At 56.7% G+C, this 17,446-nt stretch carries 16 protein-coding genes; 11 read left to right on the forward strand and 5 right to left on the reverse strand.

The window, feature by feature from the left end; all coding sequences use genetic code 11:
- Positions 1 to 7: 7 nt before the first annotated feature.
- The 4 genes from hslO to LQ945_RS11880 all read left to right on the forward strand — a co-directional run bounded on the left by hslO (position 8) and on the right by LQ945_RS11880 (position 3,569).
- Entirely contained in the window at positions 8 to 886 is an 879-nt protein-coding gene (hslO, locus tag LQ945_RS11865; protein ID WP_270102923.1) for an Hsp33 family molecular chaperone HslO, read from the forward strand.
- Between the two features lie 196 nt (positions 887 to 1,082).
- Positions 1,083 to 2,702, forward strand: coding sequence for a phosphoenolpyruvate carboxykinase (ATP) (gene pckA / locus LQ945_RS11870; protein WP_044554782.1), 1,620 nt, complete (start codon positions 1,083 to 1,085; stop codon positions 2,700 to 2,702).
- Positions 2,703 to 2,829: 127 nt separating this feature from the next.
- Positions 2,830 to 3,093, forward strand: a complete 264-nt coding sequence (locus LQ945_RS11875; RefSeq protein ID WP_044554783.1) for a FitA-like ribbon-helix-helix domain-containing protein — start codon at positions 2,830 to 2,832, stop codon at positions 3,091 to 3,093.
- Entirely contained in the window at positions 3,090 to 3,569 is a 480-nt protein-coding gene (locus LQ945_RS11880; protein ID WP_270102924.1) for a type II toxin-antitoxin system VapC family toxin, read from the forward strand. The genes LQ945_RS11875 and LQ945_RS11880 overlap by 4 nt, the downstream gene beginning before the upstream one ends.
- A gap of 16 nt (positions 3,570 to 3,585) precedes the next feature.
- Here the strand turns inward: LQ945_RS11880 and envZ are convergent, their stop codons facing one another.
- Both envZ and ompR read right to left on the reverse strand, forming a co-directional pair.
- Entirely contained in the window at positions 3,586 to 4,965 is a 1,380-nt protein-coding gene (gene envZ, locus LQ945_RS11885; protein WP_044554785.1) for a two-component system sensor histidine kinase EnvZ, read from the reverse strand.
- A complete protein-coding gene (gene ompR, locus LQ945_RS11890; protein ID WP_004709363.1) occupies positions 4,962 to 5,681 on the reverse strand; it encodes a two-component system response regulator OmpR in 720 nt (239 codons plus the stop codon). Before ompR ends, envZ begins: the two co-directional genes overlap by 4 nt.
- Before the next feature lie 418 nt (positions 5,682 to 6,099).
- On the opposite strand from ompR, the gene greB reads away from it, so the two are divergent.
- The 5 genes from greB (at position 6,100) to LQ945_RS11915 (ending at position 12,541) form a co-directional block, all read left to right on the forward strand.
- On the forward strand, positions 6,100 to 6,573 hold the full coding sequence (gene greB / locus LQ945_RS11895) for a transcription elongation factor GreB (protein WP_044554786.1): 474 nt from the start codon (positions 6,100 to 6,102) through the stop codon (positions 6,571 to 6,573).
- Between the two features lie 157 nt (positions 6,574 to 6,730).
- Positions 6,731 to 9,061, forward strand: a complete 2,331-nt coding sequence (locus tag LQ945_RS11900) for a Tex family protein (RefSeq protein WP_182824119.1) — start codon at positions 6,731 to 6,733, stop codon at positions 9,059 to 9,061.
- A gap of 632 nt (positions 9,062 to 9,693) precedes the next feature.
- Complete coding sequence (gene feoA, locus LQ945_RS11905; RefSeq protein ID WP_037426593.1) at positions 9,694 to 9,918, forward strand: ferrous iron transporter A; 225 nt, start codon at positions 9,694 to 9,696, stop codon at positions 9,916 to 9,918.
- Positions 9,919 to 9,983: 65 nt separating this feature from the next.
- Entirely contained in the window at positions 9,984 to 12,299 is a 2,316-nt protein-coding gene (gene feoB / locus LQ945_RS11910) for a Fe(2+) transporter permease subunit FeoB (RefSeq protein ID WP_262241584.1), read from the forward strand.
- Positions 12,299 to 12,541 (forward strand): FeoC-like transcriptional regulator, encoded by a 243-nt coding sequence (locus LQ945_RS11915; RefSeq protein WP_270102925.1) that lies wholly within the window; start codon positions 12,299 to 12,301, stop codon positions 12,539 to 12,541. The genes feoB and LQ945_RS11915 overlap by 1 nt, the downstream gene beginning before the upstream one ends.
- A gap of 37 nt (positions 12,542 to 12,578) precedes the next feature.
- On the opposite strand, the gene LQ945_RS11920 is transcribed toward LQ945_RS11915, so the two are convergent.
- On the reverse strand, positions 12,579 to 12,863 hold the full coding sequence (locus tag LQ945_RS11920; RefSeq protein WP_044554791.1) for a YdgH/BhsA/McbA-like domain containing protein: 285 nt from the start codon (positions 12,861 to 12,863) through the stop codon (positions 12,579 to 12,581).
- Between the two features lie 260 nt (positions 12,864 to 13,123).
- On the reverse strand, positions 13,124 to 13,900 hold the full coding sequence (bioH, locus tag LQ945_RS11925) for a pimeloyl-ACP methyl ester esterase BioH (RefSeq protein ID WP_270102926.1): 777 nt from the start codon (positions 13,898 to 13,900) through the stop codon (positions 13,124 to 13,126).
- A 42-nt stretch (positions 13,901 to 13,942) separates the two neighbouring features.
- Here bioH and gntX point away from each other — a divergent pair, with 42 nt between their 5' ends.
- The gene (gene gntX / locus LQ945_RS11930) at positions 13,943 to 14,626 is read left to right on the forward strand and encodes a DNA utilization protein GntX (protein WP_270102927.1); all 684 of its coding nucleotides are present in this window, start codon (positions 13,943 to 13,945) and stop codon (positions 14,624 to 14,626) included.
- 67 nt (positions 14,627 to 14,693) lie between these two features.
- Complete coding sequence (nfuA, locus tag LQ945_RS11935; protein WP_006328556.1) at positions 14,694 to 15,269, forward strand: Fe-S biogenesis protein NfuA; 576 nt, start codon at positions 14,694 to 14,696, stop codon at positions 15,267 to 15,269.
- Positions 15,270 to 15,354: 85 nt separating this feature from the next.
- On the opposite strand, the gene malQ is transcribed toward nfuA, so the two are convergent.
- On the reverse strand, positions 15,355 to 17,445 hold the full coding sequence (gene malQ / locus LQ945_RS11940; RefSeq protein ID WP_270102928.1) for a 4-alpha-glucanotransferase: 2,091 nt from the start codon (positions 17,443 to 17,445) through the stop codon (positions 15,355 to 15,357).
- Position 17,446: the final 1 nt, after the last annotated feature.

Genomic DNA, 17,446 nt, shown 5'->3' on the forward strand with positions numbered 1-17,446 from the left:
GAAAACTATGTCTAACCATGACCAATTGCACCGTTACCTGTTTGAAAACTACGCGGTGCGCGGTGAGCTGGTTACCGTCAGCGGAACCTATCAGCAGGTCCTGAACAACCATGATTACCCGGCGCCGGTTAAAAAACTGCTGGGTGAGTTGCTGGTAGCCACCAGCCTGCTGACCGCAACCTTGAAGTTCGACGGCGATATCACCGTACAATTGCAGGGCGACGGCCCGCTGAAGCTGGCGGTGATTAACGGCAATAACCGCCAGGAAATGCGTGGCGTAGCGCGCGTACAGAGCGAAATCGCCGATGACAGCACGCTGCATCAGTTGATCGGCAATGGCGTCATGGTGATCACCATCGCGCCAACCGAAGGCGAGCGCTATCAGGGCGTAGTGGCACTGGAAGGCGAAACGCTGGCCGAATGCCTTGAGGCTTACTTCCGCCAGTCCGAACAGCTGCCAACCCGTCTGTTCATCCGCACCGGCGAGTTCGAAGGCCAACCGGCCGCGGGCGGTATGTTGCTGCAGGTACTGCCGGCGCAGGACGGCAATGCCGATGATTTCGATCATCTGGTACAGCTGACCAACACGGTGAAAAGCGAAGAGCTGTTCAGCCTGCCGGCCAACGAAGTGCTGTATCGCCTGTATCACCAGGAAGAAGTCACGCTGTATGAACCGCAGGACGTGATCTTCCGTTGCACCTGTTCACGCCAGCGTTGCGCTGATGCGCTGATCACCCTGCCGGCGGAAGAAGTGGCCCAAATGCTCGAGCAGGATGGCAATATTGATATGCACTGCGATTACTGCGGCAATCACTATGTGTTTGACGCCGTGGATGTTGCCGCCTTGTACACTGGTAACACCGACGAAAGCGAGCAGTTGCACTAAGTAGCACCCCATATCGGCGGGCGCGCCCTGCGCCCGCTCATTCACCTCGTTTGCACGTTTGCTTTTTTCCGTGTGCTATCTCTCAGATCGTAACGAAAAACCGACTAAAACGTTAAATATTTGATACCTATCGCGGTTACTCGCTGCTGAATCCCTACAATTGGCGCCAGAAATTCTGTGACCAAGGAGTAGTGACATGCGTGTTAAAGGTATAACCCCTCAGGATCTGGCCGCTTATGGGATTCATAACGTCGGCGAAATCGTTCACAACCCGAGTTATGACTTGCTGTTCAAGGAAGAAACAGACCCATCTCTGGAAGGTTATGAACGTGGGGTCGTAACCAAGCTGGGTGCTGTATCCGTCGACACCGGTATTTTTACCGGCCGTTCCCCGAAAGATAAGTACATCGTCCGTGACGACATCACCCGCGACACCGTCTGGTGGGCCGATCAGGGCAAAGGAAAAAACGACAACAAACCCCTCAGTCCGGAAATTTGGGCTGACCTGAAACAGCTGGTCACCACGCAGCTCTCCGGCAAACGCCTGTTTGTGGTGGATACCTTCTGCGGCGCCAATGCCGACTCACGCTTGAAAGTCCGTTTTATCACCGAGGTTGCCTGGCAGGCACACTTCGTCAAAAACATGTTCATTCGCCCGACGGAAGAAGAACTGCAGGATTTCGAACCGGACTTCGTGGTGATGAACGGCGCCAAATGCACTAACCCGAACTGGCAGCAACAGGGCCTGAACTCGGAGAACTTTGTCGCTTTCAACCTGACCGAACGCATGCAGCTGATTGGCGGCACCTGGTACGGCGGCGAAATGAAAAAGGGTATGTTCTCCATGATGAACTACCTGCTGCCGCTGAAAGGCATCGCTTCCATGCACTGCTCGGCCAACGTGGGTGAAAAAGGCGACGTGGCGGTATTCTTCGGCCTGTCCGGCACCGGCAAAACCACCCTGTCCACCGATCCAAAACGCCAGCTGATTGGCGATGACGAACACGGCTGGGATGACGACGGCGTGTTCAACTTCGAAGGTGGTTGCTACGCCAAAACCATCAAGCTGTCCGAAGAAGCCGAGCCGGATATCTATCACGCCATCAAACGCGATGCGCTGCTGGAAAACGTCACGGTGCTGGCCGACGGTACGATTGATTTCAACGACGGCTCGAAAACCGAGAACACCCGCGTTTCCTACCCGATCTATCACATCCAGAACATCGTCAAGCCGGTTTCCAAGGCTGGCCACGCCACCAAGGTGATCTTCCTGACCGCAGACGCCTTCGGCGTGCTGCCACCGGTTTCTCGCCTGACCGCCAACCAGACCCAGTACCACTTCCTGTCCGGCTTTACCGCCAAGCTGGCCGGTACCGAACGCGGCGTGACCGAGCCGACCCCAACCTTCTCCGCCTGCTTCGGCGCAGCCTTCCTGTCGCTGCACCCAACGCAGTACGCCGAAGTCCTGGTGAAGCGCATGCAGGCTGCGGGTGCCCAGGCCTACCTGGTCAACACCGGCTGGAACGGCACCGGTAAACGCATTTCGATCAAAGATACTCGCGGCATTATCGATGCGATCCTCAGCGGTGAAATCGATAAGGCAGAAACCATTACTCTGCCTATCTTCGATCTGGCGATGCCAACCTCACTGCCGGGCGTTAACCCGGACATTCTGGATCCCCGCGCCACTTACGCCAGCCTTGAGCAATGGCAAGAGAAAGCACAGGATTTGGCCGAGCGTTTTGTCACCAACTTTGACAAATACACTGACACCCCGGCAGGTGCCGCACTGGTCAGCGCCGGTCCAAAACTGTAATACCTTCTTTTTTACAGCTTCATCTAAGGCGTGGATACCACGCCTTTTTTTATTTTAATCGGTTGTTTTTTGAGCAGCACAAAGTGATAATAATGCAGTGCAATCATTGATAGCAAAGGAGGTTTCAATGGCTACCATAACCGTCAGAAATCTGGACGACGAAGTAAAGGAGTTGCTGCGCGTCTCGGCAGCAAAAAATGGCCATTCCATGGAGGAGGAAGCTCGAATGATTTTGAAACAGGCCTTAGTGAAAAAACCGCCGCGCTATGGTTTAGGCACGCGTATGCATCAACACTTTGCCGAATTGGGTGGCGTTGAGCTGGAGATCCCGCCGCGTGATAAAACACCGCCGCGGATTGTCACCTTTGACGACGACGATGACCAGGTATGATTATTCTCGATACCAATGTAGTTTTAGAATTGCTGCGTCCGGCGCCTCATTATCACGTCTTAAGGTGGCTGGACCAACAAGACACCTATCAATTCTATCTGAGCGCTGTCGTAGTCGCGGAACTCTATACCGGCATAGCCCGTATGCCCTATGGCAAAAGACAGTCCGAGTTGCAAACCAATCTCGGTGTCATGCTGCATGAGGAGTTTTCGGAAAGAGTTTTGCCCTTTGATACTGGCTGCGCTCTGCAGCATGCGGAATTAATGGGTGCCAACCGCCGCCAAGGCATCGGCGTCAGCTTTCCTGACACCCAAATCGCCGCCACCTGCCTGCATTACGGTGCCACCCTGGCCACGCGCAATACCCAAGACTTTATCCATTGCGGCATTGAGTTAATCGATCCCTGGCAAGCCAGCACCGGTAGGCTTCTGCATGAAGAAGCGGCGGAGTACTACGTGATGAGCAGAAAGCCCTGACAGGGCAACCTCACTGTCAGGGGAGTTTGGCGGTGTCTTTCGCTGCCTGATGCCCGTTGCCCGACTCTTTTTTCTCCATCGGTAACGGAATATAAGCCCGGATCAACAGCCCACCGCGTTCGCTGGTGCCGATATCCAGTGCGCCATGATGCCCATCGATAATGCGCTGTACGATAGCCAGGCCCAGCCCGGTCCCGCTGGTACTGCGCGCGCTGTCACCACGGACAAATGGCTGCAACAGATGCTTCAGCTCTTCCGGCTTGATGCCAGGACCGTCGTCTTCCACCTGGAACCAGCCGCGCTGCAGCTCACGGCCGCTGCTGACTTTGATCCAGCCGTTGCCGTAACGCGCCGCATTCACCACCATATTCACCGCCGCACGCTTGATCGACAGTGGATGCACATTCATCATCAGCTCGCCCGGCGCCAAAGCGGTTTCAATCACCCGCTCATAGCCACTCTCGGCGGCCACCACTTCGCCCAGAATGCTATTCAAGTCGCTGATTTCTGTCTGCATCTCCTGGCCAGTGCGCAGATAATCGATAAACTGCTCAATGATGTCGTTGCACTCTTCAATATCTTTATTGATCGACTCCGCCAGGTAACCGTCTTCGGCACTCATCATCTCGGTCGCCAGACGGATACGCGTCAGTGGCGTACGCAGGTCGTGGCTCACCCCGGCCATCAGCAATGTGCGGTCGTCCGCCAGCTGCTTGACGCCCGACGCCATCTGATTAAAGGCCCGCGTTACCGAACGGACTTCCGATGCGCCATACTCACGCAGCGGCGGTGGAATGATGCCCTTACCCACCTGCAAAGCGGCGTGCTCAAGCTCCACCAGCGGGCGGTTCTGAATACGGATAAACAGCCAGGCGCCGCCGATCGCCAACAGCATAATCGCCAGGGTATAGCGGAACAGCGGCGAGAAATCGCCCTGGTGAATTTCAGTCAGCGGAACACGCACCCAGATATCCGGCTGCAGCCAGGTTTTCAGCCACACTACCGGTGAGTTTTTGTTCACTTCCACCCGGACGTCGGTTGGCCCGCCGAGCTGCTGCGCCATTTGCTGGCTGAGGAATTGGTAGTGCTGCGCCCAGCGCAGGCCGCTCTCCTCCGCCGCAGAATTGGTGTAGAGAGAAATTCCCAGTTCGCGATAGATTTCGCGACGGAACGCCGGCGGCACTTCCAACAGCGTCCCATCCTCCAGCTGCAGCCGGTCGGTCATCAGCATACGAACTTCGTAGGCCAACACCTTATTGAACTGCTGCAGGCTGGGCAGGATGGCAAAGTTCAGCACCACCAGATAGGTCGTCACCAGGCTGACGAACAGCAGGGTGACGATCAATAGCAGGGTTCGGGCAAACGAGCTACGCGGTGAAAAGCGCAATCGTCTCATGCCTTGCTGCCGTCCGGGACGAAGACGTAGCCAAGACCCCAAACGGTCTGGATGTAGCGTGGATGCGCAGGATCTTCCTCTACCATGCGACGCAAACGAGAAATCTGCACGTCGATGGAGCGTTCCATGGCGCTGTATTCACGGCCTCGGGCCAGGTTCATCAGCTTATCGCGTGAAAGCGGCTCGCGTGGATGGCTCACCAGCGCCTTCAGCACCGCAAACTCACCGCTGGTCAACGGCATAGGCTCGTCTTCGCGGAACATTTCGCGGGTGCCCAGGTTCAGTTTGAATTTACCAAAGGCGATCACCGCCTCTTCCTGTGAGGGAGCGCCCGGCAGTTCATTGGCCTGACGGCGCAACACTGCGCGGATACGGGCCAGCAGTTCGCGCGGGTTGAAGGGTTTTGGGATGTAATCGTCGGCGCCGATTTCCAGGCCAACGATACGGTCGACTTCTTCACCTTTGGCGGTAACCATAATGATCGGCATAGGGTTGCTTTGGCTGCGCAGACGGCGGCAGATGGAAAGCCCGTCTTCGCCCGGCAACATCAGGTCCAGCACCATCAGGTGGAATGATTCACGAGTCAGCAAGCGATCCATTTGCTCAGCGTTGGCTACGCTGCGAACCTGAAAACCCTGTTCGGTTAAATAACGCTCTAAAAGCGCACGCAGGCGCATGTCATCATCGACGACCAGAATCTTATGATTCTCTTGCATTGTATTACTCCCAAAGGCTTTATTGCCTGACGTGAATATTGTTAAAAAACCCTGTCATTTCGGACAGCGTTTAATGGTATATATTCTAGACGAAATTGTTACAAAGCTTATTCTTTTGCCCATTTATCAACAATTTTCATCAAAATGCCCGCGACGATCCGCCAAAATCCCGATGCGCATAGGTTAAATTTACAAGCACCGCGTCTTATGGCAGGCGGGCATACCCGACGGCTGATTCGGCAGTGTAACTCAGCCGGGGCGATAAGAAACGCGAGCACCGGCAATTTTGCCGCGTAGCCGATGATTAACGCTCATTTGATTGTGCAACAGCAGCCTACAGCCCGATGCGAGTTTGTGCGACACTTTGCCAATGCAATGACGTCCTTCCCTTTGATATGCCCCTAAAGGCGGAACCACGATGAGAACGCAGCTGATAACCCGCGAAGGTTACGACAAGCTAAAGCAGGAATTAGACTTTCTCTGGCGCGAAGATCGGCCAGAGGTCACCAAAAAAGTGACCTGGGCAGCCAGCCTCGGCGACAGAAGTGAAAATGCCGATTATCAGTACAATAAAAAGCGACTGCGGGAAATCGATCGCCGCGTGCGCTACCTGACCAAATGCCTCGAGCAATTGAAGATTGTCGATTACTCGCCGCAGCAGGAAGGCAAAGTGTTTTTCGGCGCCTGGGTGGTGGTAGAAAATGAGGACGGCGACATTAAACGCTTCCGCATCGTCGGCTATGACGAAATTTTTGGCCGCCGAGACTACATCTCCATCGATTCGCCTATGGCCCGCGCGCTGCTTAAAAAAGAAGTGGGCGATGCAGCCACCGTCAATACGCCGGTCGGCGATGCCCTGTGGTACGTGAATGAGATCGAGTACGTAAAATAAGATTTCAGTTTTTTCCGAGCGGCCGCCCGCCGCCGCAGTACAGGCCGCTTTACGCGCTATGACTGTCGAGAGGCGGCCCGCTCCACTGGCATTTTCCCCGCGCAATCCGTATAACTGTCCCCCTGTTTACCAACCGTTCTCAACAGATACCAGACTTATGAATGACCCACTGAGCCGCATTATTGCAACAGAACTGCAGGCCCGGCCGGAGCAAGTTGACTCCGCCATCCGTCTGCTGGATGAAGGTAATACCGTGCCCTTTATTGCACGCTATCGTAAGGAAGTCACCGGGGGTCTGGACGATACCCAACTGCGCCAGCTGGAAACCCGCCTGGGTTATCTGCGTGAACTGGAAGACCGCCGTCAGACCATCCTTAAATCGATCGACGAGCAGGGCAAACTGACCGAACAGCTGGCGACGGCGATCACCGCCACGCAAAGCAAAACCGAACTCGAAGACCTCTACCTGCCTTACAAACCCAAGCGCCGCACCCGCGGTCAGATCGCGATTGAAGCCGGTCTGGAGCCTCTGGCGGACACCCTGTGGCAGGATCCTCAGCAGCAACCTGAACAACTGGCCGAAGGCTACGTTGATGCAGACAAAGGCGTGGCGGACGTAAAAGCCGCCCTTGACGGCGCGCGTTACATCCTGATGGAGCGTTTCGCCGAAGACGCCGCATTGCTGGCCAAGGTCCGTAACTACCTGTGGAAACATGCGCATCTGGTGTCCAAAGTGGTGGAAGGCAAAGAAGAGGCCGGGGCCAAGTTCCGCGACTATTTCGATCACCATGAACCCATTGCCCAGGTGCCATCGCACCGTGCGCTGGCCATGTTCCGCGGCCGTAACGAAGGCGTACTGCAGCTGGCGCTGAATGCCGATCCTCAGTTTGAAGAAGCCCCACGCGAAAGCCAGGCGGAGCAGATCATCATCAGCCACCTGGATCTGCGCCTGAATGATGCTCCGGCGGACGCCTGGCGCAAAGCGGTGGTCAACTGGACCTGGCGTATCAAGGTGCTGCTGCATCTGGAAACCGAACTGATGAGCACCGTGCGCGAACGTGCGGAAGACGAAGCGATCAACGTCTTTGCCCGTAACATGCATGACCTGCTGATGGCGGCACCGGCCGGTATGCGCGCCACCATGGGGCTGGATCCGGGCCTGCGTACCGGGGTCAAAGTGGCGGTAGTCGATGCTACCGGCAAGCTGGTCGCCACCGACACCGTTTACCCGCACACGGGCCAGGCCGCCAAAGCCGCAGCCATCGTCGCCGCACTGTGCATCAAGCATAAAGTGGAGCTGGTCGCCATCGGCAACGGCACCGCATCGCGCGAGACCGAACGCTTTTACCTCGACTTGCAACAGCAGTTCAGCGAAGTCAAAGCGCAGAAGGTGATCGTCAGCGAAGCCGGCGCTTCGGTGTACTCCGCTTCCGAACTGGCGGCGCTGGAGTTCCCTAACCTCGACGTCTCGCTGCGCGGGGCGGTATCCATCGCACGTCGTCTGCAGGATCCGCTGGCCGAGCTGGTCAAAATCGACCCGAAATCCATCGGCGTCGGCCAGTATCAGCATGACGTCAGCCAAAGCCAACTGGCGAAAAAGCTCGATTCCGTGGTCGAAGACTGCGTGAATGCCGTCGGCGTCGATCTGAACACCGCCTCGGTGCCGCTGTTGACCCGCGTAGCTGGCCTGACGCGCATGATGGCGCAGAACATCGTCACCTGGCGCGACGAAAACGGCCGCTTCAGCAACCGCGAACAGCTGCTGAAAGTCAGCCGCTTGGGGCCGAAAGCCTTTGAACAGTGCGCCGGCTTCCTGCGTATCAATCACGGCGACAATCCGCTGGACGCCTCGACGGTTCACCCGGAAACCTACCCGGTGGTCGAACGCATTCTGGCGGCAACTCGTCAGGCTCTGCAGGATCTGATGGGCAACCCGGCGGCGGTGCGTAGCCTGAAGGCCAGCGACTTTACCGACGAGAAGTTCGGTGTGCCGACGGTGACCGACATCCTGAAGGAGCTGGAGAAACCGGGCCGCGATCCTCGTCCGGAATTCAAAACCGCAACCTTCGCCGAAGGCGTGGAAACCCTCAACGACCTGCAACCGGGAATGATCCTGGAAGGTTCGGTCACCAACGTCACCAACTTCGGTGCCTTTGTGGATATCGGCGTGCATCAGGATGGACTGGTGCATATCTCCTCGCTGGCGGACAAGTTTGTCGAAGATCCGCACACCGTGGTGAAAGCCGGCGATATCGTCAAAGTGAAGGTGATGGAAGTGGATCTGCAACGTAAACGCATCGCATTGAGCATGCGCCTGGACGAGCAACCGGGTGAAGGTTCCCCACGCCGGGGCGGCAATTCGGCGCCGGCCCGGGACAACGCTACCCGACCGCAGGCCAATAAGGCTAAACCGCGCGGTGGCAACACCTCGGCTGGCAACAGCGCCATGGGCGACGCACTGGCTGCCGCCTTCGGCAAAAAGTCGTAGTCAAAACGCAAGATGCACAGGGAGGGGTTAACCTCTCCCTTTTCCGCTAAATATCCTCACCTTTTTTTGACCCGCCTCAATAAAACTGCATTATTCTTCCGCGTCACCGACAGCAATAATCACTCCGACGTTAAGCCCGAAAAAAGCGTCGAATCGCCATTCATTAACATCGTTATTAACATTAAATTCTCATTTCAGCATTTCCCAGCGAAACACAAATGGTTAGCGCTCGTATTCAGCCTGTTAAATGTTGCCAAATAAATACCGATAGTGACGCCATCGAATAAAAGCAGTCGAATATGTCGTTAATTTTTTCAAAGTAGAAAAAATTACTACAATAACGTAACTGATTTAACTCACCATTCGCATTTGCACCCCGCCCGGCGCGGTGATAAAAATAGCGCTGTCAGGCAATTGCATTCACTAAATGTGATCGCCACAACCTTTGGCTACCAATACCCCTATTTTTTGTATTGAATACGATAATTATTCTCACTATTATTATTTTGCGTGTTCACTGCATTGCCTCATGGATTGAAAGCGTCGGCAGCCCGTGGTTTTTATCTCGGGACTGCCATTGGAACGTTCTTTTATCATCACCAGCCCAATAGCCTGGGCTTAGAGAAGGTTACATGCATCTTCTGCCTAAACGATCTTATAAGATCGCCGGCTTCGCCAATGAAATCGGCCCGGCTTATCGCCAAAAACTTTTATCCCTCGGCATGCTGCCAGGGTCGTCGTTTGAAGTGGTACGCGTAGCGCCATTGGGTGATCCCATAGAAATCAAAACCCGCCGCGTCAGCCTGGTGCTGCGCCGGAAAGATCTGGCCCTGATCCTGCTAGACGGCCAATCCTGAGCCGTTGTGCCTTGGCCATGCTCATCGCCTGGCCCAATTTTCTTCGACTGATATCACGCTAAACTATGAAAAAACTCACGATTGGCTTAATAGGCAACCCCAACTCCGGAAAAACCACGCTGTTCAATCAGCTGACCGGGGCGCGCCAGCGGGTCGGTAACTGGGCTGGCGTGACGGTTGAGCGCAAAGAAGGCCTGTTCACCACGCCGCAATCGCAGGTGAAACTGGTCGATCTGCCCGGCACCTACTCCCTGACCACCATCTCGGAGCAAACCTCACTCGACGAGCAAATTGCCTGTCACTACATTCTCAGCGGCGACGCCGATCTGCTGATCAACGTGGTCGATGCCTCCAACCTGGAACGCAATCTGTATCTGACGCTGCAACTGCTGGAGCTGGGCATCCCCTGCATTGTCGCGCTGAATATGTTGGATATCGCCAAAAGCCAAAAAATTAATATCGATATCGCGGCACTGTCAGCGCGTCTCGGCTGCCCGGTGGTGCCGATGGTGTCCACCAAAGCCGACGGCATTGGCGTGCTGAAGCAGATGATCGACAACCATCAGTTCAACGAATTAAGAGCGCTGGTGAACTACCCGCCGTTGCTGCTCAAGGAAATGACCACGCTGAGCGACGCCATGCCGCAGACCCTGCCAAGCGAGCAACGCCGCTGGCTGGCGCTGCAGATGCTGGAAGGCGATATCTACAGCCACCAGCTTGCCGGCCCTGCGGCGGCCCTGCTGCCGGCCGCCAGACAGGCGCTGCAACGGCAGCAACAGGAAGACCCGGCCCTGGTGATTGCCGATGCGCGTTATCAGTCAATCGCCACCCTGTGCGATGCCGTCAGCAATTCACAGCAGGCCATGCCGAACCGCCTGACCGAAGCGCTGGATAAAGTGATCCTCAATCGCTGGTTAGGGGTGCCCATCTTCCTGCTGGTGATGTATTTGATGTTCCTGCTGGCCATCAACCTCGGCGGCGCACTGCAACCGATCTTCGATATCGGCTCGGCGGCAATCTTTATTCAGGGTATTCAATGGTTGGGCTATACCCTGCACTTCCCTGAATGGCTGACCATTTTCCTGGCGCAGGGGGTCGGTGGCGGTATCAACACCGTGCTGCCGCTGGTGCCGCAAATCGGCATGATGTACCTGTTCCTGTCGTTCCTCGAAGACTCCGGCTATATGGCGCGTGCGGCATTCGTGATGGATCGCCTGATGCAGGCGCTCGGGTTGCCCGGCAAGTCCTTCGTGCCGCTGATCGTCGGCTTCGGCTGTAACGTTCCTTCAATCATGGGTGCCCGCACGCTGGATGCGCAGCGCGAACGCCTGATTACCATCATGATGGCACCCTTCATGTCCTGCGGTGCCCGGTTGGCAATCTTCGCCGTGTTTGCTGCCGCCTTCTTTGGCCAGGACGGCGCGGGGGTGGTGTTCTCCTTGTATATGCTCGGCATTGTGGTGGCGATCCTCACCGGATTGGTGTTGAAGTACACCATCATGCGCGGTGAAGCCTCCCCCTTCGTGATGGAGCTGCCGGTTTACCACGTACCGCACCTGAAAAGCCTGCTGCTGCAAACCTGGCAGCGCCTGAAAGGCTTCGTGCTGCGCGCCGGTAAGGTGATTGTGATTGCCAGCATCTTTATTGGCGGCCTGAACAGCTTTTCGTTCAGCGGCAAACCGGTGGATAACATTAATGACTCGGCGCTGGCGTCGGTCTCCAAGGTGTTGACGCCGCTGCTGAAACCGATGGGTGTGCACAGCGACAACTGGCAGGCAACCGTCGGCCTGGTGACCGGTGCCATGGCGAAAGAAGTGGTGGTCGGTACGCTAAATACCCTGTACACCGCCGAACATATCAATAGCACCGAGTTTGATGCCGCCAACTTTAACCTGCTGGATGAACTGGGTGGCGCATTGGACACCACCTGGCAAGGGCTGAAAGACACCTTCAGCCTGAGCGTACTGTCCAACCCGATTGAGGCCAGCAAAGGCGACGGGGAAATGGACGTCGGCTCAATGGGCGTTATGAGCAGCAAATTCGGTTCCGGGGTTTCGGCCTACAGTTACCTGATCTTTGTCTTGCTGTACGTCCCTTGCGTCTCGGTGATGGGGGCCATCGCCCGCGAATCCAGCCGCGGCTGGATGACCTTCTCCATTCTCTGGGGATTGAACGTCGCCTACTCGCTGGCCACGCTGTTTTATCAGATTGCCACCTTCAGCCAGCATCCGCAGTACAGCCTGACGGCGATCGCCATCGTGGTGGTGTTCAATCTGCTGATCCTGTTCGGCCTGCGTCGGGCACGTAGTCGGGTCACGGTACGCCTGAGCAACGCCACTCCGGCGGCCTGTTGTCAGGGTGCCAAGGGCAATTGCCACTGATGGCCGGCCTGCTGCAGATCCGCGACACATTGGCGCTGCACGGTAGCGTGCAGGCGCTTCAGCTCAGCCGTCAGTTGGCGGCCCCGCTGCCGCTGGTGCAGGCAATGCTGGAGCGTTTGGTCGCGATGGGAAAAGTGGAGCGTATCGAGCAGGATAACAGCGCTTGCCTGAGCGGCAGTTGCAAAAGCTGTCCAGAAGGCAAAGCGTGCAGCAGTACGGTGATATATCGGTTAAAACACTGAGAGGTGGGGCGCGGCACGAGACGCGCCCCCTTCTGGATTATTGCTTGTCTTTGTACACTTCGGCGATAGCACTGAACTTGCCGTGCTCACGGCCTGCCAGGATCACGTAATATTGTCCGCCTTTCTCATCAGCCAGTTTGGACAGCTCTTCTTTAGCATCCATCGGCGATGTGGTTTGTGCGGTGGTGGTTACCGTACCGAGCTTCTCGTATTTACCCGGATTCTTATCCAGATCTTCCTTGGTCAGCAAGGTCGCCGCCAGGGTGCTGAAAGACACGGAACCCACAACTAACGCTGCAACAATCATTTTCAAAGATTTCATTACCATACCTCTCAAGGGATAATTTATTTGTTATGAAAGCCGTCCAGAGTAAATGCGCGATAACACTGGCTGCCGTGACATCTTCGGACCTCGTTGCTTTCCCTGACGAGACCGTTTTCCCAGAGACGAAACGCCGAATGAAAATACGCACGCGTTTTTTCATTTTGCAGCCAACGCAGTTACCCACCTAAGTATCGAACAGGTTTATTTTTTATCCACTAAGCGGCTCTTTTTTTAGCGCTTTATTGTGCGATTTGGGGTCAGATCCCATTTTCGGCCACAAAGGTGCCAATTATTTCTGCGAATTCATCAGGCTGGGAAATAAAAGGCGCATGAGCCACTTTTGCAATGATGATTGATGGCGAGTTTGGCCAACTGACATCGAGCAACCCGGCGACCTTTCGCGGGACCAATCCGTCCAGATAACCGTAAACCCGCAACAGCGGCAACGGCAGCTTGGCCAGCGGCTGGCGCAAATCGGCAGTTCGCAGTATTTCCAGCCCACCGTTTAATACCTCAACGCTTGGCATCGGTTGGTTAAGTACCACCGATTTCAGCAGGCGGGCATCTTGCCGCGCGCTTTCCGTTCCCAGCGTCTGCAATGCCAGAAAACGCTCTACGGTACGCTGAAAATCCTGCCCCAACTGATGCTGAAAACCGCTCAACACCTCCGGGCGGATCCCCGGCCAGTCATCCTGAGCGGCAAAACAGGGTGATGAAGCTACGGTGATCAACCCGCTCACCCGTTGCGGCTGCAGCAATGCAATCTGGCTGGCCACCAGCCCGCCCAGCGACCAGCCCAGCCACCAGGCCTTCGCCGGCGCCGCTGCCATTACGGTTTCCGCCATCTGTTCGAGTGACATCGGGCCAAATCCCAGGCTACGGCCATAGCCCGGCAGGTCGACCAGATGCAGGCGGAAATGCGGCGTCAGTCGCTCAATCATGCAATGCCACACTTCGGCATTCAGCCCCCAGCCGTGGAGCAGCACAAGATCGCGATCGCCTTCACCTATTGTTTGCCAGTACAACGCACTCATCCGTTATTGTCCTTTCATTCTCATCCGTCAGGGAGGACGGTTATGCTATCAATCCAGAGCCGCTGTTGGCTATGCCGACAGTCGCTGCGTCTTCATGGTCAGGGGATCTGCAGCTACTGCCTGCGCCACATGCCCGCCAAACCTTTGTGCTGCCCCCGCTGCGGCCTGCCCGCCGGCGATGCCAGATTACCTTGTGGCCGCTGCCTGCAACAGCCGCCACCCTGGCAGGCGCTGGTGTTCGTCAATGGCTACGCCGCGCCGCTGCGCCAACTGATAAAAAAGTTCAAGTTTCAGCACACGCCGGAGCTGGCCCCGCTGCTGGCGCGGCTAATCCTGCTGAACTGGCAACAGGCGCATCGAGAGCAATATCTGAACAGACCCGATATCATTTTAGCGGTACCCTTACAGGCAAAACGTTGCTGGCGGCGCGGCTATAATCAGAGCGATCTGCTGGCGCGGCCGCTGGCCCACTGGCTAGGGTGCGATTATCGCTCCGCCGCCCTGAGCCGGGTGCGTAAAACGGCCCCGCAGCTACGGCTATCGGCCCGCGCGCGGCGGCGCAATTTGCGCGGTGCGTTTCGTTGCCATGAAGCCATGACGGGCCGACACGTCGCCCTGCTGGACGATGTGGTGACGACCGGCAGCACGGTCATGGAAATCGCTAAGTTGTTGCAGCGGCAGGGAGTCGCATCGATCCAGATCTGGTGCGTTTGCCGCACGTTGTAGTGCCAGGGCAATGGGCGTATTATAACCTAGTATTAAAGTCAACTATTTGAACTAACGAGCTAATGCCATGATTCGTATAACAGATACTGCACAGGAACACTTTGCCAAACTGCTGGCAAACCAAGAGGAAGGCACCCAAATCCGCGTATTCGTGATCAACCCGGGTACGCCTACGGCCGAATGCGGTGTCTCTTATTGCCCGCCGGACGCCGTGGAAGCGACAGACACCGAGCTGAAGTTCGAAAAGCTGTCCGCCTATATCGACGAGCTGAGCAAACCGTATCTGGAAGATGCCGAAATCGACTTCGTCACCGACCAACTGGGCTCGCAGCTGACGCTGAAAGCGCCAAACGCCAAAATGCGCAAGGTAGACGACAACGCACCGCTGATGGAACGTGTTGAATACGTGCTGCAGTCGCAGATCAACCCACAGCTGGCCGGCCACGGCGGCCGCGTGACGCTGATGGAAATCACCGATGATAGCCTGGCCATCCTGCAGTTCGGCGGCGGCTGTAACGGTTGTTCAATGGTCGACGTGACGCTGAAGGAAGGCATCGAGAAAGAGCTGCTGCAGAAGTTCCCTGAACTGAAAGGCGTGCGCGATTTGACCGAGCACCAGCGCGGCGAGCACTCTTACTACTGATCTCCTGAACCAGGGCTGCCTGCCCAGGGCGGATAAAAAAATGCCGGATTAGGTTAAGCCAATCCGGCATTTTCACGATGTGCAATTACCCCACCGAGACCTTGCGCCGCCGCTTGTCCAAATCCTTCAGCAGGCGATTGACCTGCTGATCGGCAAACATCTCTTCCAGAGTTTTAGTCAGTTTACGCCGCCAGTTAGGGTACTGATTGCTGGTGCCGGGAATATTGACCGGGTCCGCCATATCCAGCCAGTCTTCCGGCTGCAGACCCAGCAAGGCGCTGGCGCTGTCGGCAACATAACGCTGCAAACCACGGTTAAGCAGCGGGCTCATATTCAACAACGCCGCCTTTTTACCCACTTTCTGCGGCACACAGCCATAGTGATGCAAACCGTCCAGTAACCCCTGCTTGGCGCGTTCGCGATCGGCGAACAGCTCTTTCAGGATCTCCGCGTCCGGATACAGCCCCAGCTTGTTGCCAAGCTTCAGATCGCCACTTTGCCAATAACCGCGCAGCGTCGGCAGGTCGTGCGTGGTGATGGTCGCCATCGCCTGAACCGGATAGGCCTGCGGGGCGCGGAAGTGGTTCTCGCCGTCGCGTTCGAAGTACAGCACCTTATAGGAATAAACGCCGCTGTCGCGCAGCTTGCCGACGATTTCCACCGGAACGGTACCGAGGTCCTCACCAATCACCATGCAGCGGTGACGTTGACTTTCCAGCGCCAGCACCGCCAGCAGATCATCTACCGGATATTTCACGTAGGCGCCGTGAACGGCGGTTTCACCGTAAGGGATCCACCATAAACGCAGTAACGCCATCACATGATCAATACGCAGCGCACCGCAGCTGGTCATATTGGCGCGCAGCAGATCGATAAACGGCTGATAGCCACGAGCCGCCATCACATGCGGATCCATCGGCGGCAGCCCCCAGTTTTGCCCCAGCGGCCCGAGAATGTCCGGCGGTGCGCCAACCGAGGCTTTCAGGCAATACAGCTCGCGTTCGCACCAGGTTTCCGCTCCCCCTTCCGCCACGCCAACCGCCAGATCGCGATACAGGCCAATCGGCATCTGCTGTTGCTGACTCTGGCGGAAACAGTCGGCGAACTGGCTGGCAGCCAGCCACTGCAGCCACAGGTAAAATCGCACCTGTTCTTGCTGCTGCTGACAAAATTGCTTTACCGCAGCGCTGTCACCCTGCTGATATTCTTTCGGCCAGGCCGGCCAACCCCACAGGCTGTCATCAGCGGCCGCAAGATGAGCATGCAGCGCGTCGAATGCCGCCTGCTGATACAAACTTTCACCGCCGTCGATAACAAACTGCTCGAATGCCTGGCGCTGCTCGTCACCGGGTTTGCGCGACTGGAACAGCGGGAATGCCAATTGCAACGCCGCCAGCTTAAGCTGCGTCACCTTGGTGTAATTCACCCGATCGCTGCCACGGGCCTCCGCCAGCTTTTTTTGCGTTGCCGGTTTCAGCCACCATTGCTGGGCGGCTTCGTTGCGTTGGAAATCTTCCACCGCATTCACATCGATATAGATCACGTTCAGCCAGCGGCGCGATGACGGGCTGTACGGGCTGGCACTTTCCGGGTTGGCCGGATACAGCGAGTGAATCGGGTTCAGTCCGACAAAAGCGCCGCCCCGTTCACCGACCTGCTCCACCATCTGGCGCAGGTCGCCAAAGTCGCCGATGCCCCAGTTGCGATCGGAGCGAAGGGTATAAAGCTGGACGCAAGCGCCCCACAGCTTCTTGCCGGTCAACAAGGCATCCGGTTCGAAGCAGCGTTTCGGCGCCACAATCAACCGGCACTGCCACTGCTGTTCGCCCTGTGTCAGCGTCAGTTGATGGTAGCCCGTTGGCAATTCAGCCGGCAGGGTGAAGGTTTTGCGTGCGCTGGCGCGGCCTTGCTGCCGGCCGCCGTCTTCACGCAGCAGCGTCCACTGATACTCACCGCTGCCCGCCAGCGGCAATGCCACCGGCGCACCCTGATAAAACACCTTCACCGCCGGCAGCGGCGTCACCGCAGCCTCCTGCGGTTTGGCGCTCCGACCCATGGCGTCCAGCAGCCTGCGCTTGGTGTCCTCAGCGATCGCCTGCTGTTGACCATGGGCATTAATATAATCGGCAGCGATACCCGCCTGAGCTGCCGCCTGATCGATGACCTTGCGATCCATT

Origin of the sequence: Serratia liquefaciens, from assembly GCF_027594825.1 — a bacterium.
Taxonomy (GTDB): Bacteria; Pseudomonadota; Gammaproteobacteria; order Enterobacterales; family Enterobacteriaceae; genus Serratia; species Serratia liquefaciens_A.